General features: G+C 72.6%; 21 protein-coding genes. 8 read left to right on the forward strand and 13 right to left on the reverse strand.

The annotated features are described in order from the left end of the window. Window positions 1-25 precede the first annotated feature (25 nt). Window positions 26-1,240, forward strand: a complete 1,215-nt coding sequence (locus ACTWJ8_RS35265; protein WP_443261572.1) for a UDP-N-acetylglucosamine--N-acetylmuramyl-(pentapeptide) pyrophosphoryl-undecaprenol N-acetylglucosamine transferase — start codon at window positions 26-28, stop codon at window positions 1,238-1,240. Beyond that, on the forward strand, window positions 1,237-2,256 hold the full coding sequence (locus tag ACTWJ8_RS35270) for a GDP-mannose 4,6-dehydratase (protein ID WP_443261573.1): 1,020 nt from the start codon (window positions 1,237-1,239) through the stop codon (window positions 2,254-2,256). Before ACTWJ8_RS35265 ends, ACTWJ8_RS35270 begins: the two co-directional genes overlap by 4 nt. Window positions 2,257-2,499: 243 nt before the next feature. Here ACTWJ8_RS35270 and ACTWJ8_RS35275 read toward each other — a convergent pair whose 3' ends face one another. Genes ACTWJ8_RS35275 through ACTWJ8_RS35285 form a run of 3 tightly spaced genes read right to left on the reverse strand, consistent with a single transcriptional unit; the run spans window position 2,500 to window position 4,069 of the window. After that, window positions 2,500-3,240, reverse strand: a complete 741-nt coding sequence (locus ACTWJ8_RS35275; RefSeq protein ID WP_443261574.1) for a DUF899 family protein — start codon at window positions 3,238-3,240, stop codon at window positions 2,500-2,502. Beyond that, window positions 3,237-3,590 carry an ArsR/SmtB family transcription factor gene (locus tag ACTWJ8_RS35280; protein ID WP_443261575.1) on the reverse strand — a complete coding sequence of 118 codons (354 nt, stop codon included), beginning with the start codon at window positions 3,588-3,590 and terminating at the stop codon, window positions 3,237-3,239. Before ACTWJ8_RS35280 ends, ACTWJ8_RS35275 begins: the two co-directional genes overlap by 4 nt. Beyond that, window positions 3,587-4,069 carry an ATPase gene (locus ACTWJ8_RS35285; protein WP_443261576.1) on the reverse strand — a complete coding sequence of 161 codons (483 nt, stop codon included), beginning with the start codon at window positions 4,067-4,069 and terminating at the stop codon, window positions 3,587-3,589. Before ACTWJ8_RS35285 ends, ACTWJ8_RS35280 begins: the two co-directional genes overlap by 4 nt. A gap of 126 nt (window positions 4,070-4,195) precedes the next feature. Here ACTWJ8_RS35285 and ACTWJ8_RS35290 point away from each other — a divergent pair, with 126 nt between their 5' ends. Then, a complete protein-coding gene (locus ACTWJ8_RS35290) occupies window positions 4,196-4,654 on the forward strand; it encodes a nuclear transport factor 2 family protein (protein WP_443261578.1) in 459 nt (152 codons plus the stop codon). Window positions 4,655-4,663: 9 nt separating this feature from the next. Here the strand turns inward: ACTWJ8_RS35290 and ACTWJ8_RS35295 are convergent, their stop codons facing one another. Next, on the reverse strand, window positions 4,664-5,062 hold the full coding sequence (locus ACTWJ8_RS35295; protein WP_443261579.1) for a VOC family protein: 399 nt from the start codon (window positions 5,060-5,062) through the stop codon (window positions 4,664-4,666). 106 nt (window positions 5,063-5,168) lie between these two features. Between ACTWJ8_RS35295 and ACTWJ8_RS35300 the strand changes: the two genes are divergently transcribed. Beyond that, complete coding sequence (locus ACTWJ8_RS35300) at window positions 5,169-6,137, forward strand: helix-turn-helix transcriptional regulator (RefSeq protein WP_443261580.1); 969 nt, start codon at window positions 5,169-5,171, stop codon at window positions 6,135-6,137. A 388-nt stretch (window positions 6,138-6,525) separates the two neighbouring features. Next, window positions 6,526-7,770, forward strand: coding sequence for a glycoside hydrolase family 26 protein (locus tag ACTWJ8_RS35305; RefSeq protein ID WP_443261581.1), 1,245 nt, complete (start codon window positions 6,526-6,528; stop codon window positions 7,768-7,770). A 34-nt stretch (window positions 7,771-7,804) separates the two neighbouring features. Here ACTWJ8_RS35305 and ACTWJ8_RS35310 read toward each other — a convergent pair whose 3' ends face one another. The 8 genes from ACTWJ8_RS35310 to ACTWJ8_RS35345 all read right to left on the reverse strand — a co-directional run bounded on the left by ACTWJ8_RS35310 (window position 7,805) and on the right by ACTWJ8_RS35345 (window position 17,142). After that, the gene (locus tag ACTWJ8_RS35310) at window positions 7,805-8,914 is read right to left on the reverse strand and encodes a GNAT family N-acetyltransferase (RefSeq protein WP_443261582.1); all 1,110 of its coding nucleotides are present in this window, start codon (window positions 8,912-8,914) and stop codon (window positions 7,805-7,807) included. Then, a complete protein-coding gene (locus tag ACTWJ8_RS35315) occupies window positions 8,914-9,570 on the reverse strand; it encodes a lipopolysaccharide biosynthesis protein (protein ID WP_443261583.1) in 657 nt (218 codons plus the stop codon). The genes ACTWJ8_RS35310 and ACTWJ8_RS35315 overlap by 1 nt, the downstream gene beginning before the upstream one ends. A gap of 4 nt (window positions 9,571-9,574) precedes the next feature. Next, on the reverse strand, window positions 9,575-10,717 hold the full coding sequence (locus ACTWJ8_RS35320; RefSeq protein ID WP_443261584.1) for a glycosyltransferase: 1,143 nt from the start codon (window positions 10,715-10,717) through the stop codon (window positions 9,575-9,577). Continuing rightward, window positions 10,714-11,415 (reverse strand): polysaccharide deacetylase family protein, encoded by a 702-nt coding sequence (locus tag ACTWJ8_RS35325; RefSeq protein WP_443265089.1) that lies wholly within the window; start codon window positions 11,413-11,415, stop codon window positions 10,714-10,716. The genes ACTWJ8_RS35320 and ACTWJ8_RS35325 overlap by 4 nt, the downstream gene beginning before the upstream one ends. A 70-nt stretch (window positions 11,416-11,485) precedes the next feature. Beyond that, on the reverse strand, window positions 11,486-13,153 hold the full coding sequence (gene murJ / locus ACTWJ8_RS35330; RefSeq protein ID WP_356373198.1) for a murein biosynthesis integral membrane protein MurJ: 1,668 nt from the start codon (window positions 13,151-13,153) through the stop codon (window positions 11,486-11,488). Continuing rightward, on the reverse strand, window positions 13,150-14,490 hold the full coding sequence (locus ACTWJ8_RS35335; RefSeq protein ID WP_443261585.1) for an O-antigen ligase family protein: 1,341 nt from the start codon (window positions 14,488-14,490) through the stop codon (window positions 13,150-13,152). Before ACTWJ8_RS35335 ends, murJ begins: the two co-directional genes overlap by 4 nt. A gap of 4 nt (window positions 14,491-14,494) precedes the next feature. Then, window positions 14,495-15,961: a sugar transferase gene (locus ACTWJ8_RS35340; protein ID WP_443261586.1), complete on the reverse strand. Its 1,467-nt coding sequence runs from the start codon at window positions 15,959-15,961 to the stop codon at window positions 14,495-14,497. Continuing rightward, complete coding sequence (locus ACTWJ8_RS35345) at window positions 15,958-17,142, reverse strand: glycosyltransferase family 4 protein (protein WP_443261587.1); 1,185 nt, start codon at window positions 17,140-17,142, stop codon at window positions 15,958-15,960. Before ACTWJ8_RS35345 ends, ACTWJ8_RS35340 begins: the two co-directional genes overlap by 4 nt. A 466-nt stretch (window positions 17,143-17,608) precedes the next feature. Here ACTWJ8_RS35345 and ACTWJ8_RS35350 point away from each other — a divergent pair, with 466 nt between their 5' ends. After that, a complete protein-coding gene (locus tag ACTWJ8_RS35350) occupies window positions 17,609-18,058 on the forward strand; it encodes a tyrosinase family oxidase copper chaperone (RefSeq protein ID WP_443261588.1) in 450 nt (149 codons plus the stop codon). A gap of 5 nt (window positions 18,059-18,063) precedes the next feature. Further along, window positions 18,064-18,933, forward strand: coding sequence for a tyrosinase family protein (locus ACTWJ8_RS35355; RefSeq protein WP_443261589.1), 870 nt, complete (start codon window positions 18,064-18,066; stop codon window positions 18,931-18,933). 65 nt (window positions 18,934-18,998) lie between these two features. Here ACTWJ8_RS35355 and ACTWJ8_RS35360 read toward each other — a convergent pair whose 3' ends face one another. Continuing rightward, window positions 18,999-19,310 carry a chaplin gene (locus ACTWJ8_RS35360; protein ID WP_356373193.1) on the reverse strand — a complete coding sequence of 104 codons (312 nt, stop codon included), beginning with the start codon at window positions 19,308-19,310 and terminating at the stop codon, window positions 18,999-19,001. Between the two features lie 236 nt (window positions 19,311-19,546). Here ACTWJ8_RS35360 and ACTWJ8_RS35365 point away from each other — a divergent pair, with 236 nt between their 5' ends. Next, window positions 19,547-20,743, forward strand: a complete 1,197-nt coding sequence (locus ACTWJ8_RS35365) for an FAD-dependent monooxygenase (RefSeq protein ID WP_443261590.1) — start codon at window positions 19,547-19,549, stop codon at window positions 20,741-20,743. Window positions 20,744-20,749 lie beyond the last annotated feature (6 nt).

The following is a 20,749-nucleotide window of genomic DNA, read 5'->3' on the forward strand; positions in this document are numbered from 1 at the left end:
GAGCGCGTCAGCAGTGTGTCGGCCCATGAGGACACAGCACACACCCCCGATGCCGGGGACACGGCGGACGGCCCGGAAGCGCCTCTCGGTGGTGATCGGGGCGGGCGGCACGGGCGGACACATCTATCCGGGGCTCGCGCTCGCCGACGCGCTGCGCCGGGCCGTGCCCGGTGCCGAGATCTCCTTCGTCGGCACCGAACGCGGACTGGAGACCCGGCTCGTCCCGGAGGCCGGATACCAGCTGCACACCGTCGACATGATCCCCTTCGATCCGTCGCTCGGCGCCCGCCGCTTCCTGCTGCCCGCGGCGCTGATCAAGTCCGGCGCCCAGGCCAGGGCCGTGCTGCGCGAGCAGGGCGCGCAGGTCGCCGTGGGCATGGGCGGCTACCCGAGCGCCCCGGCGATCGTCGGCGCGCGGATGGCCGGGCTGCCCAGCGTCATCCACGAGTCCAACGCGGTGCCCGGGCGCGCCAACCGGTTCGCCGCCCTGCTCACCGACCGGATCACGCTCGCCTTCGAGGAGAGCCGGGCACATCTGTCCGGCAGCCGCGGTGCCGACGTCGTCGGCATGCCCATCGCCGCCGAGCTGGCAGCCCTCGACAGGCCCCGGCTCCAGGGCACGGCCCGGCAGGCCCTGGGCGTGCCCGTGCACGGACGGCTCCTGCTGGTCAACGGCGGCAGCCTCGGCGCCGCCCGGCTCACCGCGGCCGCCGCCGAGCTCGCCGGGCGCTGGCGCGAGCGCACCGGCGTCCACCTGCTCATCAAGACCGGCCCCGCCGCGCTTTCGGACGTCCGGCGGCTGCTCGCCGAGACCGGCGCCGACCGCGTCGCCACCGCCGTCCCCTACCTCGACCGCATGGACCTGGCGTACGCGGCCGCCGACCTCGCCGTCTGCCGGGCAGGTTCCGCGACCGTCGCCGAACTCGCCACCACCCGCACCCCGGCCGTCCTCGTGCCCTACCCGCACGCGCCGGGCGACCACCAGACCCACAACGCCCGCGTCCTCACCGACGTCGGAGCGGGCCTCCTGCTCCCCGACGCCGACACGGACGCCGACCGCCTGGCCCACCTCGTCGAGCCGCTCCTCGCCGACCCGGACCGGCTCGCCGCCATGTCGGCCGCCGCACACCCCGGACGCCACACCCAGGCGGCCGACCTGCTCGCAGCCCACGTACTCGACCTGGCGGGCCACCCCGCCGCCCGACCCACGACCGCACCGCACACGGAGATCGCCATATGACCACCCACACCGCCCCCACCGACTTCGACTGGACCGGTCGCACCGTCCTCGTCACCGGAGCCGAGGGCTTCATCGGCTCCACCCTCGTCGACCTCCTCGTCGAACGCGGCGCGAAGGTCCGTGCGTTCGTCCACTACAAGCCGTACGGCGACAAGGGCAACCTGGCCCCCTACCTCGCCGACCCGCACAGTCCCGTCGAGACGATCGCCGGAGACGTCCGGGACGCCGGGCGGGTCATGGACGCCGTCGCCGGCTGCGACACCGTCTTCCACCTCGCCGCCCTCATCGGCATCCCGTACAGCTACGACTCGCCCGGCGCCTACGTGCAGACCAACGTCGTCGGCACCGAGAACGTCGCCGAGGCCTGCCGCCGCCACCAGGTGCGCCGCCTCGTCCACACCTCCACCAGCGAGGTCTACGGCACCGCGCTCACCGCCCCGATCAGCGAGACACACCCGCTCCAGCCGCAGTCCCCGTACTCCGCCTCGAAGATCGGCGCCGACATGATGGCGCTGTCCCACTGGCACGCCTTCGAGCTGCCCGTGACGGTGGTGCGCCCCTTCAACACGTACGGGCCCCGGCAGTCGGCCCGCGCCGTCATCCCCACCATCCTCGCCCAACTGCACGCCGGACGACGGCAGATCGAACTCGGCTCGCTCACACCGACGCGCGACTTCACCTACGTCACCGACACCGCCCGCGGTTTCCTCGCCCTCGCCGCCTGCGACGCGGCCCTCGGCCACAGCGTCAACCTCGGCACCGGCCAGGAGATCTCCATCGGCGACCTCGCCAAGGCACTCGTCAACGCCTCCGGCCGGGACGCCGAGGTCGTCGTCGACAAAAGCCGCCTTCGCCCCTCGGGCAGCGAGGTGCACCGCCTGCTCTCCGACAACTCCCGCGCACGCGACTGGGCCGGCTGGGAACCACAGGTCCCCCTGACCGAGGGCCTGCGCCGCACCTCCGACTGGGTCGCGTCCCACCTCCACCTCTTCGCCGCGGACCGCTACCAGGTCTGAGCCGCAGCAGTCGTCCACAGCCGCACGTACCCGGCGGCCCGCTCCCACGCGCGGGCCGCCGCCCGGAGGAGCCCGTGCCGCCTGCCCCCGCCCGCCACGCCCGATCCACCCGCGCCACGCGCCGTGCGACCCCAACCGGGTGGTCGCGGACGAGCCCGCCGCCCACGACCTGTGGCAGGCGCTGCGCACCGACAAGCCGCTGCCGCGAGGTGGCCCAGGACGATGACCCAGGCGTCAGGCCGCCTACCCGCCCCGCAGATCGTCCGAGTGGCCCGCCGCGAGGCGCGGCCAGTGCGGGATGGGCCGGCCGTCGACGCGCAGCCGGATGTCCTCGGCCGGCTCGCCCTGGCCGCGCGGCCAGCCCGCCGGGGAGTCCTCCCACAGCTCCTGGCGCCCGTAGACGGTGAGGTCCATGAGCCGGTAGCTGTTGTCCAGCTGTTCCACGCCGCGCCGTGTGGTCCACCACGTCTCGAAGACCCGGTCGCCGTCCCGCAGATAGCTCACCAGGTGCATCATGCCGACCTGCCGGCCGACCAGGAGCTCGTCGAGCGACGGCACCGCCGAGTACCAGGGCATCTCCCAGCCCAGGAAGTCCCGGTAGCGCCTGCTCTCCTCGTACGGTCCCTGGCACAGGACGGCGTACGTGATGTCGCGCGAGTGCAGGTACGACAGCTCGCGGACCTGACTCGCGCACCAGGTGCAGCCCTCGCACTGCTCGGCGGCCGGGTGGCCGTCGTGCCACATGAAGTAGTAGGCGAGGAGCTGGCTGCGGCCCTCGAAGGCGTCGAGCAGGGTGACAGGGCCGTCCGGCCCGGTCAGTTCCAGACCGGCGTCGACCTCGACCATCGGGAGCCTGCGCCGGGCGGCGGCGATCGCGTCGCCCTCGTGGGTGTGCGCCTTCTCCCGCTCGCGCAGCTTGGCCACTTCGGCCTCGAAGGCGGCGCGGTCGGTGACCGGCGGCACGGCCGTGGCACGTTCGCTCATGACTCCTCCTCCTGCTGTTCCTTCTCCTGTTCCTTCGGCCCTTCGGCCAGTTGCTTGAGGCGCAGCAGACGCGTCTCCCAGGAGCGGCCGATGCGGTCGAGTTCGCGGGCGAGCGCGCCGAGCCTGGCGCCCACGGCGACGTACACGACCTCGCGGCCGCGCTGCTCGGACTCGACGAGCCCGACCTCGCGCAGCACGTCGAGGTGCTTGCCGATGGCCTGCCTGCTCACCGGCAGTTCACGGGCGAGCGCGGACGCCGACAGCGGGCCCCGGCCGAGCCGGGTGAGGATCTCCCAGCGGGTCGCGTCGCCGAGCGCGGCACACACGACGGGCGGCGGCGGGGCGCTCACGCGCGGGCCTCGACGAACGCCTTCGCCGCGGCCAGCTCGGCGAGCCAGCCCTTGTCGTTGCCCTCGCGCTCCTTGAGCCAGGCGGCCGGGTCGTCGGCGAGCCCGGAGAACCCGCTCTCGACGACGCGCAGTGTCACGCCGCCCTCGGGGCGCTCGTCGATCCAGAACTCGACGAGTGTCGAGCCCGTCGACTCGTCGCGGTACGGGGTGCCGATCCAGCGGAACGCGGCGTAGCGCGGCTCGTCGAGCTCGACGGTCCGGAACCGGAACTCGCCGAGCGAGGCGTGCCGCACGACGGCGACGTCCCCCTCGTACCGGACGTCGGGCTCGGCCTCGACGGTCCCGTCGTTGACGTACCAGCCGGGCCGTACGACCAGCTCCCAGACGCGCTCCGCGGGAGCGTCGATGTCGATCCGTCGTGCGATGCGGTCGAGCTCCGCGAGCTCGTCGGTGGTGTGGGTGGCGCGTGCGTCGGACATGGCATCCTCCTGGCGACATTGCCTGCAACTCAAAGGTTGCACATGTCTCGAGCGACTGCAACCCGTGGGTTGCATTAGGGGGATGCCGCTTGACCTCAAGTGAACTTGAGGTCGGAGGATCCCGGTATGACTTCGCAGACGGATCACTTCGACATCAGCATGCTCGTCAGCCGCTTCTTCCGGGCCCTGGACGCACGGGAGTTCAAGGACGGCTGGGCGCGGGACTTCTTCACCGACGACGTACGCACCGTGACCCCGCTCGGTACGACCGAGGGGAGCGCGGTGGTCGCCGAGACCGAGGTGAGCGTCGAGCGGTACGCCAGGACGCAGCACATCTCCTCCGACGTCCTCGTCGACACGGCAGGCGACACTACGGGGGACCTGGCGCGGGCCTCCTGGAACGCCCTGATGACACACGTCCACCACGACGCCACCCTGGAGCGGCTCGGCGAGAACGTGCCCCCGCTCTTCACCGTCGGCGGCCGCTACGACGCCGAGCTGCGGCGCACCCCGGACGGATGGCGCATCGCGCACATGACGGTCCACGCGATCTGGACCACCGGGCACCCGCCCGTCCTCCCGTAGGCGCCCCCGTCAGCGGCCGAACTTCGCCTTCGCCGCGTCGGTGACCGGAGTGAAGAAGTTGACGAGGTTGCCGTCGGGGTCCCGGAACAGCAGCGAACGGTTGCCCCACGGCATCGTCGTCGGTTCGTTCACGAAGTCGGTGACGACACCGGCCAGGTTCCGGTGCACCTCGTCCACGTCGTCGACGAGGAACTCGGTGATGACACTGTCGTTGGCCGCGGGCCGCGCCGAGCCGGGGGCGAACAGCGGAACCGTGCGGGTACTCGCGATCGCCAGCGTGGCGCCCGGGGTCCTCAGCTCGGCGAAGTCCTCGGTCGCCCACGCCGCCTCCGCGCCGGTCGCCCGTTCGTAGAACGCGACCATGCGCGCGACATCGCCGGTGATGATGCGGATCGAGGTGAAGTTCATGGCGCTCTCCCTGCGTGGTTCGGTGTGTCCGAGCTGGTGCCCGTGCTGCGCACCGTAGGAGAGATAGCGGACAGAAACGGTCCGGTATTCGCGTTACGTTGTGCGCATGCCTCGACCCACCGGCCGTGTACTGACCCTCCTGGAGCTGCTGCAGTCCGGCGGCACCCGCACCGTGGCCGAACTCGCCGACCGGCTCGGCGTCGACGGGCGCACGGTGCGGCGGTACGTGGACCACCTCGTCGACCTGGACGTTCCCGTGGAGTCGGTCCGCGGGCGCTACGGCGGGTACCGGCTCGGCCCGGGACACCGCCTGCCCCCGCTCATGCTCGGCGACGACGAGGCGCTGGCCGTACTGCTCGGCCTGATCGCCGGGCGCCGCGCCGGTCTGACGACCGCGGACTCCACGGCGAGCGAGACCGCGGCCGCGAAGATCCAGCGCGTACTGCCCCGGCACGTCGCCCACCGCCTCGACGCCCTCCTCGACACCCTCGACGTCACGGACCGCCCAGGACCCGCCCCCGAAGCGCCGGACACGGACGTCCTGCTCACGCTCGCCGACGCCGTGCGCCACCGCAGGCCCGTCGCGATCCGCTACACCGACCGGGAGGGCCGCCGCACCGAACGGACCCTGCACGCGTACGGCATCGTCGCCCACGCGGGCCGCTGGTACGTCACCGGCCACGACGCCGACCGCGCCGCGGACCGGAGCCTCCGCCTCGATCGCATCGCCGACGCGCGCGCCCTGCCCGGCTCCTTCGAACCGCCCGCCGATCCGGAACCGGCGCGGCGCCTGCTGGAGGGCTTCGCCACGGCCGCGTACCGGCACGAGGTGACCGTACGGGTCCGGGCGACGGCCGAAGAGGTGCGTGCCCACTTCCCCGCATCCGTCGCCACCGTGGGGACGGACGGAGAGGAAGGGTGGCTGCGGCTCGAGCTGCGGGCCGAGCGGCTCGACTGGGTGCCTCCGCTGCTCGCCGCCCTCGACCGGCCGTTCGTGATCGAGCGCCCCGACGAGCTGCGCGAACGCGTCGCCGCGCTCGCCGATCGTCTCGCCGCGCGCGCCCGCGCGTCCTGACGGAATGGCGGAGTGACGGAGCGGCGGACCCGGTCGGGAAGGCCCCCCTCGCGCCCTTCCCGACCCGCAGAGGACGCGGCCGTCGACGGCTGCCTCCCCACGGCGCGAGGCCGACGGCTGGGAGGAAGGCAGCGCGGGCGTCCTCATGCCGCGCACCAGTGGAACACCGCGGTGCCCGCCGCACGAAACCCCTTCACCCGTTCGCCCACAACCTCACCCCAATCGGTGCCGGGGCGGATACGTGCTCGATCCGGCGCGGACCCGATGCTCGTCCGCGCATGACACGTGAGGGTGACGAAGGGGGCCATTGGCGAATCCACGAATGGCGTCATGAGCATACATATGACTGAGTGTCAGGAATGGAGCGAGCGCGGGACGAGGAGCATGCATGGTCGGAAAGCACCGCCGGACGAGCCGGAGACGGCTGCCACTGATCGCGGCGGGAGCCCTGGTCCCGCTCGTCGTCGTATCGGGTTCGTCCGTGTCCATCGAGAACGCGGACGCCAATCCGCGGGGCGGCCCGAGCCCCTCCGCGTCGGCGAGCCCCACACCCACCACCACGCCGAGTCCCACCGCGACCACGTCCCCGGATCCGCCACCCACCAAGGACCGGTTCCCCGCCTTCGGCGCCTACCTGGACTACGGTCCGCAGGGCGTGACCCGGATGACGAAGCTGGCGGACTGGCTCGGCGGGGCCGACCTCCGCGTCGGTCACACGTACCTGCCCGGAGACCGCTGGAGCAACATCGAGGGTGCGCCCGACTTCCTCGACGCGTGGGCCAAGTGGCGCAACGCGCGCGACGACCGGACGTTCGTGCTCAACGTGCCCATGCTGGAGCGCAACGAGGCGGGCGTCTCGGACGCCGAGGTGCAGATCATGCTGCGGCGCGGCGCCCAGGGTGACTTCGACCAGCACTTCAAGACCCTGGCCAAACGCCTGGTCGACCTGAAGGTGCCGGACACCGTGGTGGTGCTCGGCTGGGAGATGAACGGCACCACGTACACCCACCGCTGCGGCCCCGATCCCGCGGCCTGGCGCGCGTACTGGACGCGGATCGTGAAGACGATGCGCTCGGTGCCGGGGCAGAAGTTCCGCTTCGACTTCACACCGAGCCGCGGCCGGGACGCCGTGCCGTGGACGCAGTGCTATCCCGGTGACGACGTCGTCGACATCGTCGGCATGGACTCCTACGACCAGCCGGCGGGCAAGTCCTTCGACGAGCAGGTCACCGAGCCCTACGGACTCCAGAAGCAGGTCGACTTCGCCAAGGAGCACAAGAAGCCGATCTCCTACCCGGAGTGGGGCCTGTTCCGCAACGGCGACAACCCCGAGTACATGCGGCGCATGCTCGAGTGGATGGACGAGCACAAGCCGCTCTACAACACCCTGACCGACTACTGCCCGCACGGTGTGTGGCAGTGCGACGACAACCCGAAGGCGTCCAAGGTGTACCGGTCCATGCTGACCGGACGCGACAAGCCGACCGCGCCCACGAAGCCGACGGCCCCCGCGCGTCCGACCCAGCCGACGCAGACACCGAAGTGTCAGCCGATCAACCTGGGCGACTGGGTGGAGCGCTGGCTCGGCGGCACGGTGTGTGTCCGCTTCGACTGGTGGCTGCGCAAGTCCTGAGCCGGTACGACCCCGGTGTGGCGGCCCCGTCCTTCTAGGCGGGGCCGCCCCGGCGTTCGCGCCAGACCTGCCGCGCCCGCTTCGCGCCGGAGCGGGCGCCGATGGCGGCGAGGAGCGCGGCCAGTTGGGGTGCGGAGCCGGGGCGGGCCAGCAGCAGCCGCTGGTTGACGAGCTGCTCGGGCCGCCAGTGCAGTTTGTACGGTTCGGTGCCGCGCAGCAGGCTGAGCACCTGGGACCGCGCGCCTTCCTGGAGGTGCTGGGTGCACGAGCGGAGCAGCATCGTCGCCACGTCGATCTTGCGTTCGCGCAGCCGCGGGTGCGCGCCGTACAGGTAGCCGCCCGCGAGCCGCGGGGACACGAACGTCAGGTCGGCGGCCACCACGGAGCCGTCCAGGCTGAACTCCGTGACGACCGCGTCGCCCGTCGCGGCCATGAGGGCCGCCGAGCGCGACAGGTGCTCGGCGAACCGCGGCTTCACGTGTTCCGTCGTCACCTTCCGCTCCTGCCACTGGAGTTGGTGCAGGTCGAGTAGGCGGCGCACCGACGCGTCGACCTCCGCGGCGGGCACCACGCGGCGCTCGATCCCGGTGGCGTCCAGCTTGCGCATCTTGGCCCGCGCCCGCTGGGCCCGGGGCCGCGGCAGCCGCTGCACCAGGTCGTCCATCGGCAGCGCCGGCAGTTCGAGGCACGCGGAGTCGTCGAACCGGCGGCGCAGGCCGGGCCAGTTGTCGTGCAGCGTCATCGCGGCGCTGCCGGGCCTGACCTCCCGCAGGTCGATCACCGCGCTCCCGGCGAGCCGCCACAGGCCCGCGCCGAGCGCCTCCACCGCGGACTCGCCCGCCTCCTCGTCCACGAGTACGTCGCCGAAGTCGGAGATCCCCGCCCCGAGCGGCGTCAGCACGGGGAAGGGCCGCATCCTGCGCATCAGCGGCGCGGCGGCGACGAGCCGACCGCCCCGGCGCACGAGCACCACCCGCAGCGCGCCCGCGTCCCCGTACGACAGCCACCACGAGTGCAGCCAGGCGTGGCTCTGGAACGGGGTCGCGGTCGGCGACGAGCGGTGCAGCCTGTTCCACTCCTCGCGCAGCGCCGCGAACTCGGCCGCGTCCGTGCACACCGTGACGGCGGCACCGCCACCCGCCATCAGGCGCCACCTCGAAGACCGGCCGCGGGGGCGGGCACCGTGGCCGTCGCGGCGCCGGACTCGCGGCGCGGGCGCACCAGGAGCGCCAGCCCGCCGAGCAGCCCGCCCGCACACCCGCCCACCAGTGTGGTCAGCGCGGTGGACGGCGTCGAGGGCTCGGTCGGCTCGACGGCCTTGGAGAAGCGCAGCAGCTTCACGTGGGTGTCACCCTTGGCATCGCTCGCGCTGGAGGTGAGCGCGCGGGCCACGGCGTCGGCCATCTGCTTGGCCTGCGCGGGCTTCGCCGACGACGCGGAGACCGCCACCATCGGCGCGTCCGGTGATGTCTCGGCCCGCACCCGCGACTTGAGGGTCGCCGCCGACACACCCGCCTTGTCCTGCGCGTCGGCGAGGACCGCGACCTGGGTGGCCACCCGGCTGTACGCCTGGGCGAAGCCGAGCGCCGACATCGAGTCGGACTGCTTGGTGGGCACGGCGATGACATAGCTCGTCGCCGTGTACTGCGGGGTGCTCACCGCCCCGTAGGTGGCGCCCGCGATCGCGCCGACCACGATGCCCACGGGCAGCGGCCACCACCGCGGCAGTTTGCGGGTGCCGCCGATGCGGTGGGACAGCGCGCGGGGGGCCTCGGTCTCCTGTGCGGTTTCGGTCTTCACGTCATCACTCCTGGGGTGCGGATGTCGGTGTGCCCAGGGCCGTCGCGTACACCTCGTGGTGCAGGGCGGCGCTGCGGGCGATGCTGTAGTGGAGGGCGGCCCGCGTCGGGAGCCTGGGGCCCGCCGGCGCGGCGCCGAGTCTTCGGACCTCGCGGGCGAACGCGGTGGACGAGCACGGCACACGCACGGCGTCCGCCTCGGCCCCGCCGGGCAGGTCGTCGAGGGCCGGGCAGGTGACGTAGAGGACGGGCAGCCCACTGGCCTGCGCCTCCACGACGGCCAGGCCGAACGCCTCGTCGACGGACGGGGAGGCCAGCACGTCCATCGCGGACATCAGGGCCGGCAGATCGACGACCGTCCCGGCGGGGCCGCTCGCGGTGTGCGGGCGCTCCCCGGCGAAGCACACCCGGTCGAGCACGCCCGCGTCCTGCGCCGCCCGGCGCAGCGACTCCTCCTCGGGGCCCGTTCCGACGAACAACAGGCGTACGTCGCCGCGCAGTTCACGCAGCGCCGCGACCAGCACGTCGAAGCGCTTGCCCGGGACGAGCCGGCCGACGCCGCCGATCACGAACGCGTCGGCGGGCAGGCCCAGTTCGCGTCGGACGGCGGCGCGCGCCGAGGCGTCGAAGGCGAAGCGGTCGACGTCGACACCGTTCGGGACGACATGCACCCGATGGCGTGCCACGCCCCAGCGGCCAAGGCGCTCGGCCACCGCCGGTGACACCGCGATCGTGGCCCGGCCCAGCCGCTCACCCGTCAAGTACAGCGCCCGCACCCCCGAGGTCAGCGGGCGCCCCTCGATCTGGCCGTCGCCCAGGGAGTGCTCGGTGGCCACCACGGCCCGCACCCCCGCCAGCCGCGCCGCGATCCGCCCGTACAGGCAGGCCCGGTACAGGTGCGTGTGCACCAGGTCGTAGCGCCCTTCGCGGATGAGGCGCACCAGGCGGGGCAGGGCGCGCGCGTCGCGGTTGCCGGCCATGCCCAGGTGGGTGACGCGCACTCCGTCGCGGCGCAGGCCGTCGGCGACCTGGCCCGGGTTGGTGAGCGTCAGCACGTCGTGCGTGCCGGGCAAATGCCGTACCAGCAGGCGCAGTTGCTGTTCGGCGCCGCCCGCGCCCAGGCCCGTGATGACATGCAGCGCCTTCATCGGGTGTCCTCGCCGGGGCCCCAGGCGTGCCGGCAGCCCGGGTGCACGCGGCGCTTGAGCTCGAGCCGCCACGGCGCGTCGCGCTGCCCGACGAAGACGCGGGGCATGGCGTGCACTCCGGTCAGCGGGCCGGGGGAGACGGCGCAGCCGTAGCGGTAGCCCGCCCGGCGCACCGCTTCCACGGTCCGCGCGTTCACGCTGCCGTACGGGTAGCAGAAGCCGTGCACCGTACCCCCGATGAGCTCGGCGATCTGCGCCCTGCTGCGCTGCACCTCGGCCCGCAGCTCCGTCGCGTCGACGCGGGTGAGGTCCACGTGCATGAGGCCGTGCGAACCGATCTCCATGCCCGCGGACGCGGCGGCCCTGATGCCCTGCGCGGTCAGCAGCGGCTTGCGCGGGCCGCTCGCGTCCCACGCGTTCTCGCCGCCGAGCCGTCCCGCCAGGACGAAGACGGTGGCCGTGCACTCGTAGTGGCGCAGCAGCGGCAGCGCGTTCTCGACGAAGTCGCCGTAGCCGTCGTCGAAGGTCAGGCCGACGAGGCCGCGCCCGAGACCGCGGCTGCGGGCGTCGAGGAGCTGCGCGACGCCGACCCCGCGCAGACCGCGCGAGCGCAGCCAGCTCAGCTGCTGGCGCAGCCGTTCGGGGGAGACGGTGACGTTGTAGGGGTCGTCGGAGCAGTCGTCGACGGAGTGGTACATCGCCACCCATGGCGACCTGCGGGCCAACAGACCCCGCGGGCGGGCACCGGGTGGTTCCTGGAGCGCTGGTTCAACGGGCATTCCGGAGCTTTCTGGTCGCGATGCGGACGGCGGGCAGAAACGCCTGGACCTTCAGGGCCCACAGGAGGAGCCCGAACACGGCCCCGATGGCCAGACAACCGGCGGCGAGGGCGGACAGGGGATGTGCGACGCGTGCCGTGCACAGCAGGCCGACGGCGGTGGCGGCCACCGCCGCGAGCAGCGTCTTGGCGAGTTCGCGCAGCACCGCGGGGATCCGCACGGGCACGCTGCGCCGGTCCATCGCCGTGAGCAGCAGGACGGCGGTGAACGTGATGCCCAGCGCGTTGGCGGCCGCGATGCCGCCGACGCCCCAGGCGCCGACCGCCCACAGACCCGCACCGGCGGTGAGCACCATGCCCGCCGCCATCGCGGCGACGGGGTACCAACTGGGCCGCCCGGCCGAGAAGTAGGAGCGCACGAGCGCCCCCACCAGGCAGTGCCCGAGCAGGCCCAGCGAGTAGACCCGCATGACGGACGCGGTGGCCGCGGTGTCCTCCGCGGTGAACGCGCCGCGCTGGAAGAGCAGTTCGATGATCTGAGGGGCGCACGCGAACACCACCGCGGCGCCCGACAGGACGATGCAGGCCGCGAGCGCCACATCGCGCTCGACACGGTCACGGGCCTGCTCGACGTCGCCGCGCGCGAGCGCCTTGGCGACGACCGGGAAGGTGACGGTGCACAGCATCAGCGAGAGCACCATCGGCAACTGCGCGACCTTCTGCGCGTAGTTGAGCTCGGAGATCGCCCCCGACGGCAGCGAGGAGGCGAGGAAGCGCTCGATGAACACCTGGGCCTGCCGGCACAGCGCGAACAGCAGCACCGTGGCGATCAGCGCCAGGTTCATCGGCTGCCGGTCCGCCGCCTTCGCGTCGGAACCTCCCGTGAGCTGCGCCCCGCGCCGCAGCCTGCGCCGCAGCGACGGCGCCTGCACGAGCACCATCAGGACGCCCCCGACCGCGACCCCCGCCGCCGCGGCGCGCACGCCCCAGCGGTCGGCGAGCACCAGCATCGTGGCGATGATGCCGGTGTTGTACGCGACGTAGATGGCGGCGGGCGGCAGATAGCTGCTGTGGGCGCGCAGCGCGGCGCTGCAGTAACCGGCGAGCCCGAAGGTGAGCACGCAGGTCGCGGTCAACCGCGTGCAGTCGACCGCCAGTTGCGGATCGGGCAGGCCCGGCGCGAGCAGCGTCACCAGCGGCCGCGCGCCGACCATGAGGAGCGCCGCGCACGCCACGAACGCGAGCGTGAGCCGGGGCAGCGACCCCGCCACCAGCGCCCGCACCGGGTCCTGCCCGCGCGCACCCGCCCCGTCGGCCGCCCGCGCGGCGATCGCGGCGCTGAACGCGGGCACCAGCATGAACGCCAAGCCGTCCTCGATGAGCAGCGTCGCCGCTACCTCGGGCACCGTCCACGCCACCAGGAACGCGTCGGTCTCGCTGCCCGCCCCGAACAGCTGGGCGAGCGCCTGGTCGCGGCCCAGGCCGAGCAGCGAACCGGCTGCCGAGAGCGCCGCGGTCAGCAGCGCGACGCGCGCCAGGAAGGAGTTCGATGCGCGATGCCCGTCCCCGTCGACCTCCAGGCCGTCCGGGGCCGGCTGGGTCGGCACCGTGGACGAGAGCAGCGACTTGCCCCGCCTGGCGGGCAGCGTGCGCCTCACCGGCGGCCCGCCGTCCCGGACGCCGCGGGCGACAAGGCCCACCAGGCGGCCAGGCCGAACACGACCGCGGTGAGCACCGTGGAGGGCCCGCCGATGTCCGAGTACACGAAGTCGATCAGCTGCCAGGTGAGCAGCCCGCAGCCGATGAGCGCGCAGTCCAGGCCGTTCCCGCGGCGGTGTGCCGTGGTCAGCCGGCGCGCACCGCACACCAGCAGCGCCGCCCACGACCCGACGATCGCGCACAAGCTCAACAGGCCCTGCTCGCTGAGGATCAGCAGATACATGTTGTGCGGCGAGAGCAGCGGCTGGCGCTGGAACGCCGCCCCCGCGCCCGCCACGTCACTGCCGGCGGACAGCGCGATGGAGGCGTGGCTGTCGCGGTAGGCGGGGAAGTTCTTCAGGCCGACCCCGGTGGCCGGGTGCTCCTCCCACATGTCGATGGCCGCCGCCCACATCGTGTACCGGTCCGTGACGGACTGGTCAGGCGCCGCGGTGACCTGCGTGATGCTGCTCAGGCGCTCCTCCAGCATCGACGTGCCCACACCGAACCCGCCCACGAGGACGACGGCCGCGGCGACCGCGGCGGCCAGCAACCGCAGCGCGCGCCCGATCCCGCCGAGCGCGACCTGCAGCACACACACCACGGCCGTGGCGATCCACGCCCCGCGGCTGAAGGACAGCGCGAGCGGCACCACGAGCGCCAGCGCGCAGATCCGGGCGGCGATCCGTGTCCGCCGGCTCTCCCCGCCGAGCGCCAGGGCGACCGCGCACACCAGCCCGTACGACACCACGGTGGACATGCCCATCACGTCGGTGGCACCGAACGTGCCGACGGCCCTGATGTCCTCGCCCGCGTACGAGGCGCCGGTCCCGGTCAGGTACTGGTGGACGCCGATGGTGCCCTGCCACAGGGCGAGCGTCACGAGCCCCCAGGCGACCAGCCGGAAGTCGGCGCGGTCGCGCACGAGCAGCAGCACGGCGGCGGGTACGAGGACGAGGATCTGGTAGTAACGCGCCATGCCCTCAAGGGCGTTGGCGGGGGAGTCCGCGCCGAGCGCCGCCACCGCGACGGCGACCACGGGCAGGCCCAGGACGACGAACGCGGTGCGGGTCAGCGGGCGCGTGCGGCGCTGGGCAAGACGCACGGCGCAGAAGACGACGACGAGCCCCGAGACGGCGTCGGCGGGGGTGCCGCCGCCCTCGCCCCCTGACACCGGCAGGGCGAGCATGCCGATGAGGAGCAGGACGGGCAGCACGGGCCCGGCGCGGCGCACGTGCCGCAGCCCGGCACTCAGGAGGCTGGGGCGCAGGACGGGGGAGGTGGGCAGAACGGTCACGGCGTCAGCTCCCCGTCGGCCGGAAGAACTCGGTCGCGGTGCGCACCAGGATGGTGATGTCCTTCCACAGCGACCAGTCGGCGATGTACGCGTTGTCGAACCGGCAGCGGTCCTCGATGGAGGTGTCGCCGCGCAGCCCGTTGATCTGGGCGAGCCCGGTGATCCCGGTCGGCATCCGGTGCCGGTCGCCGTATCCGGGGTGCGCCTCGCTGAACTGCACGACGAAGTAAGGGCGTTCGGGGCGCGGTCCCACCAGGCTCATGTCGCCGCGGAAGACGTTCCACAGCTGGAGCAGCTCGTCCAGGGAGGTGCGGCGCAGGAACCGGCAGAACCACGACATCCGCTGGTCGTTCGCGACACTCCAGCGCGTCGCCGACTCCAGCGGGTCGGCGGGCCGGTGCGTGCGGAACTTCAGCAGGGTGAACGGGCGGCCGTCCTTGCCGACGCGCTCCTGCCGGAACACGACACCGGGCCCCTCGCTGACGCGCAGCCACAGCGCGCACGTCGCGAGCACCGGAGAGGCGAGCACCAGCAGCGCGGCGGACACGATCAGGTCGAGCGCCCGCTTGCCGGGGTGCAGCGGTAGCCGCGGACCCGCGAGGGGTCTGCACCGGAAGCCCGCCACGTACCGGTCCGCCTCGCGCAGCTGGGGCACGTACGGCGACGGGTGCGGGTCCAACTCCCAGATCTCGCAGCGCAGTTCGGTCAGCGCCCGCAGCCACGGCTGCTGCTGCGGGGCGCCCGCGCTGCCCAGCACGATCGCCTGCCGCACCCCGTTCTGCACGACGGCGCGGCGCATGTCCTCCACGGTCGTCAGGACCGGAAGCGGGGGCGTGGTGTCGTCCTGGCGCTGCGGTTCGGCGGCGCCCTCACCGGTGATGCCGACGAGGCGGATGCCGCTCGCCGGGTGCCGTTGCAGCGCCGCGGCCACCCGCGAAGCGGCCGGCTCCGAGCCCACGAGCAGCGCCACGCTCGGGTGGCGCAGCAGCGCGACGCGGCGCCTGCGGTGTACGAAGCCGCGACCGATGAGGGCGAGGGCGATGTGCGCGGCGCAGCCCAGGATCAGGCTCTGCCCCGGGATCGCGTGCAGCAGGGACAGGCTTGCGCAGACGGCCGTGAGGACACACCACGCGGCGGCGGCGCGGGTGACGACCGAAGGGCAGTCGTCGAGCATGTGCTGGTCGTGGGCGAGCCGGTACAGGCCGCCGACGCCGAACAGCGCGAGGGCGAGCAGTACGAACCCGGCCACCAGCCAGGGCCGTTGGGTGAGCGGGGCGAGGGTCAGCGCGCCGAGCGCGGCGGCGGCGCCGTCCGTGACCACGAGCAGCGCACGGGAGGCACCTCGTGGCGTCCCGCCGGACAGTGTCGTCCGGGGGCTGTTCGCGGTGCGCTGCGGAATGACGGTGGCGGCGCCGGCCTCGTCCCGGGCGCGCTGCCGGGTGGGCGAGGAGACGATGCGGTCGTGGGTCACGTCGTGATCGGCTCTCTGCACTCGATGGTCTCCGGCCCCAGCAGTTCGCCGTACACGTCCGCGACGAGCGCGGCGGTCCGGCGGACGTCGTGATGTGCGCGCACGTGGCGGCAGGCGTCACGCCCCAGCGCGCGCAGGCTTTCGGTGTCCCGCAGCAGCGACCGCAACGCCCGTGCCAGATCGGCGGGATCGTCCGGCGAGGCCAGACAGCGGGGCGCGAGATGCGGCGGCAGGCTCTCGCGGGCTCCCGACACGTCGGTGGCCAGCACCGGGCTGCCGCACGCCATCGCCTCCAGCGGGGCGAGCGCCATGCCCTCCCACCGGGACGGCAGGACGACCAGGTCCGCGGCCCGGTACCAGGGCGCGGGGTCGTCGAGCGCGCCGGTGAAGGTGACCGAGGGCGGGGCCGCCGCGCGCAACCGCTCCTCCTCGGGCCCGTCGCCGACGAGGACGAGGCGGGCGCCGGGCACGGCGCGCAGCACCTCGGGCCACGCCGCGAGCAGCACGTCCTGACCCTTCTGTCGGCACAGTCTGCCCACACACACGACGAGCGGGCTCTCCCTCGCGGGGGCCGGCCGGCCGCGTGCGGTGGGCCCGTCCGGGTGGAAGCGCTCCAGGTCCACGCCGTTGGGCACGAGCTGCCAGCGCGCGGCGATGCCGTGGCCGCTGCCGGTGCGCTGCTCGGCCCTGCTGACGCAGATCAGCCGTGAGGCCCAGCGGGCCGCGCGCCGCTCCCACGTCAGGGCGAGCCGCGCCGCGGTCCCTTCGACGGCCTCGAACGACCAGGCGTGCGGCTGGAACACGGTCGGGACCCGGCCGCGCACCACGAGCCGGGTGACCATGCCCGCCTTGGAGCTGTGGGCGTGGATGACATCGGGGCGCACCCGGGACACCACGGCCGCGAGGCGGCGCGACTCGCCCACGATGCCCCTGCCCGGGGAGCGGGAGGCCTCCCAGTCGATGACCTCGCAGCCGAGCGCGGTCAGATCCTCCCGCAGACCGCCGGTGCTGGGGCAGGCCACCGACACCTGCATGCCCTGCTCGCGTTGCACGCGGACGAGGTCGGTGACGACGCGGGCCACTCCGCCGTCGGCAGGCTGGGTGACGTGCAGGACCCGCGGTGGCGCGGACGCGGGCGTCGGCGTCGCGCTCGGCAGGAAACAGCCTTTCGAATGGGGCACGGCCTGCTTCCCTTTCAGGAATGGGTGGACGCCCTGTGGCGCATGGCAATTAATGAGGAAGTCATACTTTTCTGTCGGGCTCCGCCGGAAAACGGCCTTCAGTTAATACACCACTGTGTTGGAGTTGTGAAACTGTCACCCATCCTGCGACTCCGTCTCGCGACACACTTCAAGGCCCGCGCGGGCAATCACCCGATCGGAGCCGAAACCTTCGTCAACCCTGGTCCGTTGATTCACACGGCAAGCGGGTGGCCTGGTCAAGGCGGCATGTACTGCATGACATGATCATGGAAATGGCCATTTCGAGGTGCGACGGCGACGCATTAATCATGAAAGCGTCGAGTGCGGATTTCAGCTAAGGCGCCGGTATGTTGGGGTTGTGAACATCACGACCATCCTGCGACGTCAACCTGTCGCACACCCCAGTGATCGAACGGAAATTCCCCCACCCTGTCCCGGACCCCCGGTGCAGCGCGGGACGTACGAGGGGAAGGCGGTCGTGAATTCCGCGGCGATCCCGGCCGGTGCGCCGACCGGGCAGCCGTCGGGCGAGAGACCGCGCCTGACCCGGCGCAGCGCGGGCCTCATCCTGGTGGGCGCCCTGTGCAGCGCCACCGCCGTCCTCCAGGTCCGCCCGTTCGAGCGAGCCGAACCGGGCCCGAACGCCGACGCGTTCGACGAAACGTATCTGGGCCGGCACATCGTCGGCACCCGGCAGCCCGGCTCCGCCGCGGGCGCCGGAGCGTGGCAGGTCACCGTGGACGGCCGCCCGTTGCACCTCATGCGTCGCGCCGACGGCAGCTACATGAGCATGGTCGACCACTACACGTCCTACGACAGTCCGCTCGCCGCGGCCAAGGCCGCCGTCGACGAGCTCGGGGACCAGCAACTGCGGCCGCACGAAGGGGAGATGTGAGGCCTATGGTGTACACACGCCAGAACCAGCGCACCCTCACCAAGGCGCAGAAGCGGCGCTTCGTCGACGCCGTGCTCGCCCTGAAGCGCTCCGGCCGGTACGACGACTTCGTGCGGATGCACATCGACTTCTACCTGGGCGACGGCGACGGGGGGCTGCGCGTCGCGCACATGACGCCCTCGTTCTTCCCCTGGCACCGCAAGTTCCTGCTGGAGTTCGAGCGGGCTCTCCAGAAGGTGGACTCGGGTGTCACCGTCCCGTACTGGGACTGGACCGTGGACCGCACACCGGCCGTCTCCCTGTGGGGCGAGGACTTCCTCGGGGGCAACGGGCGGCGCTCCGACCACCAGGTGACGTCGGGGCCCTTCGCGGCCCGCAACGGACGCTGGGACATCAAGGTGGCCGTGACCGACGGCGACTTCCTGATGCGGGACTTCGGGCGGCCGCAGAACCCCGTCGAGCTGCCGACCAAGTCGGACCTCGCCGGTGCCATGGACGAGACCACGTACGACGTGGAGCCGTGGAACTCCCTTGCGCCGCGCGGCTTTCGCAACAAGCTCGAGGGCTGGCCCGTCAAGCGCGGCGACCGGCGGTGGTTCAACCACAACCTGGTGCACCGCTGGGTGAGCGGACACATGCTCGGCGCCGGTTCGGTCAACGACCCCGTCTTCTGGCTGCACCACGCCTTCGTCGACCTGTGCTGGTCCCGCTGGCGCAAGCGCCACCCGAACGCCGAGCGCTACCTGCCCGCGCGCAAGCCGGGCCCGGGCGACTCGCAGCGCGGCCGCGTCCTCGCCCTGGGCGACACCATGCCGCCGTGGGACACCCCGCTGCGCGACATGCTCGAGCACGGCTCGATCTACCGGTACGAATGACCGCGCGCACAGGCGAAGGCCCCCGGCATCGTGTGCCGGGGGCCGTCGTCAGGGTGTGGCGAGGGTCAGCCGCCGTAGCCGTAGCCGGCGTCGTCGCCGTAGCCACCGCCGCCGTTGCCGTCGTCGTCGTGGCCGCCGTCACCGTTCGTGCAGGCGTTCCCGAAGGCCGGGTTCAGCGCGCCGATGACGTTGACGGTGTTGCCGCACACGTTGACCGGGATGTGGATCGGAACCTGGACCAGGTTGCCCGACAGGACGCCGGGCGAGTTGCTGGCCGCGCCCTGAGCGCCCGCGTCGGCCATGGCCAGACCGGCACCACTGAGCACAACGGCGCCCGTGCCGAATGCGACAGCGGTTGCCTTCGCGATGCGAGACATCACGTTCTCCTTTTGATCTGCAGATGCGGCCGCGTGGTCGCAGCCGTCGGCTCATTCAACGGCGAGGGGCACCCCCGGTCACGGTTCATACACGGATAGATCGTCAAAACACCAAGAATTCAGCCTCAATGGGTGAGAGCCGCCCGGTACATTCCGGACATTCATGGTCCGGGCCGCACCGGTCCGGCCGCGACAACTGCGAGACAGCGCCGCGTCCGCGGCAGAAATGAGCACGCATGAAGGTGGTCTGCGCCGGCGGGGGACCCGCGTCCCTGTACCTGTCGATCCTGCTGAAACTGCGGGACGGCGGCCGGGACATCACCGTGTACGAGAAGAACCCGGCAGGCTCGACCTACGGCTGGGGTGTCACCTACTGGCCCGACATGCTCGCCCTGCTCGCCGAGCACGACGAGGTGTCCGCGCGCGCCATCGAGCAGCACTCGGTGCGCTGGCGCGACGGCGTGGCGCACGTCCGCGACCGGGTCACCACCCATCACGGCGACGAGGGCTACGCCGTCGGCCGCCACCGCCTCCTCGAACTCCTCGCCGAGCGCGCGACATCGCTCGGCGTCGACGTCCGCTTCGGGCAGCCGGCCCCGGACGCCGACACGGATCTCGACGCCGACCTGATCGTCGCGGGCGACGGCTCCCGCAGCACCCTGCGCGAGCGGCACAAGGAACACTTCGGCACGCAGGTCGCCCTGGGGAACAACCGGTTCATCTGGCTCGGCACCACACGGGTGTTCCGCTCCTTCACCTTCGCCTTCGTCGAGACCGACCACGGCTGGCTCTGGTGCTACGCCTACGGGTTCGACGGCACGCACAGCACCTGCATCGTCGAATGTTCCCCCGCCACCTGGACCGGCCTCGGCCTCGACACCATGGAGCGCTCCGTCGCCCTGAAGCTCCTGGAGGGCCTCTTCGTCGACGTGCTCGAAGGACACCCGCTCATCGGCCGCACCGACACCGACGGGCCCTCCCAGTGGCAGCGGTTCCGCACCGTCACCAACCGGGTCTGGTCCCGCGACAACCTGGTGCTGCTCGGCGACGCCGCCCACACCACGCACTACTCCATCGGCGCCGGAACCACCCTCGCCATGCAGGACGCCATGGCGCTGGCCGACGCCCTGAGCGAGCCGGGATCGCTCCCGGCCGCGCTCGGCCGCTACGAGCGGGTGCGCAGGCGGGAGTTGCTGCCTGTGCAGAGCGGCGCCCGGCACAGCGCCCACTGGTACGAGAACCTGACGCGCTACATCCACCTGGAACCGCACCAGATGTTCGCCCTGCTCGGCCAGCGGCACTCGCCGCTGCTGCCGTACGTGCCGCCGCAGCTCTACTACCGGATGGACCGCGCGGTCGAGCACACCCAGGCGCTGCGCAACCTGAAGCGGTGGCTCGGCCCGCGCGTGGCGCGCGTCCTGCAGAGCAAGTAGGCGTGC

It is taken from the genome of Streptomyces sp. SDT5-1 (genome assembly GCF_052245995.1).
Taxonomy (GTDB): domain Bacteria; phylum Actinomycetota; class Actinomycetes; order Streptomycetales; family Streptomycetaceae; genus Streptomyces.

Coding starts and splice junctions, on each gene's coding strand:
- ACTWJ8_RS35365 (WP_443261590.1), top strand. CDS start 19,547: ATGAAGGTGGTCTGCGCCGGCGGGGGACCCGCGTCCCTGTACCTGTCG.
- ACTWJ8_RS35325 (WP_443265089.1), bottom strand. CDS start 11,415: ATGTACCACTCCGTCGACGACTGCTCCGACGACCCCTACAACGTCACC.
- ACTWJ8_RS35270 (WP_443261573.1), top strand. CDS start 1,237: ATGACCACCCACACCGCCCCCACCGACTTCGACTGGACCGGTCGCACC.
- ACTWJ8_RS35300 (WP_443261580.1), top strand. CDS start 5,169: ATGCCTCGACCCACCGGCCGTGTACTGACCCTCCTGGAGCTGCTGCAG.
- ACTWJ8_RS35305 (WP_443261581.1), top strand. CDS start 6,526: ATGGTCGGAAAGCACCGCCGGACGAGCCGGAGACGGCTGCCACTGATC.
- ACTWJ8_RS35295 (WP_443261579.1), bottom strand. CDS start 5,062: ATGAACTTCACCTCGATCCGCATCATCACCGGCGATGTCGCGCGCATG.
- ACTWJ8_RS35310 (WP_443261582.1), bottom strand. CDS start 8,914: ATGGCGGGTGGCGGTGCCGCCGTCACGGTGTGCACGGACGCGGCCGAG.
- ACTWJ8_RS35320 (WP_443261584.1), bottom strand. CDS start 10,717: ATGAAGGCGCTGCATGTCATCACGGGCCTGGGCGCGGGCGGCGCCGAA.
- ACTWJ8_RS35360 (WP_356373193.1), bottom strand. CDS start 19,310: ATGTCTCGCATCGCGAAGGCAACCGCTGTCGCATTCGGCACGGGCGCC.
- ACTWJ8_RS35285 (WP_443261576.1), bottom strand. CDS start 4,069: ATGTCCGACGCACGCGCCACCCACACCACCGACGAGCTCGCGGAGCTC.
- ACTWJ8_RS35290 (WP_443261578.1), top strand. CDS start 4,196: ATGACTTCGCAGACGGATCACTTCGACATCAGCATGCTCGTCAGCCGC.
- ACTWJ8_RS35265 (WP_443261572.1), top strand. CDS start 26: ATGAGGACACAGCACACACCCCCGATGCCGGGGACACGGCGGACGGCC.
- ACTWJ8_RS35275 (WP_443261574.1), bottom strand. CDS start 3,240: ATGAGCGAACGTGCCACGGCCGTGCCGCCGGTCACCGACCGCGCCGCC.
- ACTWJ8_RS35355 (WP_443261589.1), top strand. CDS start 18,064: ATGGTGTACACACGCCAGAACCAGCGCACCCTCACCAAGGCGCAGAAG.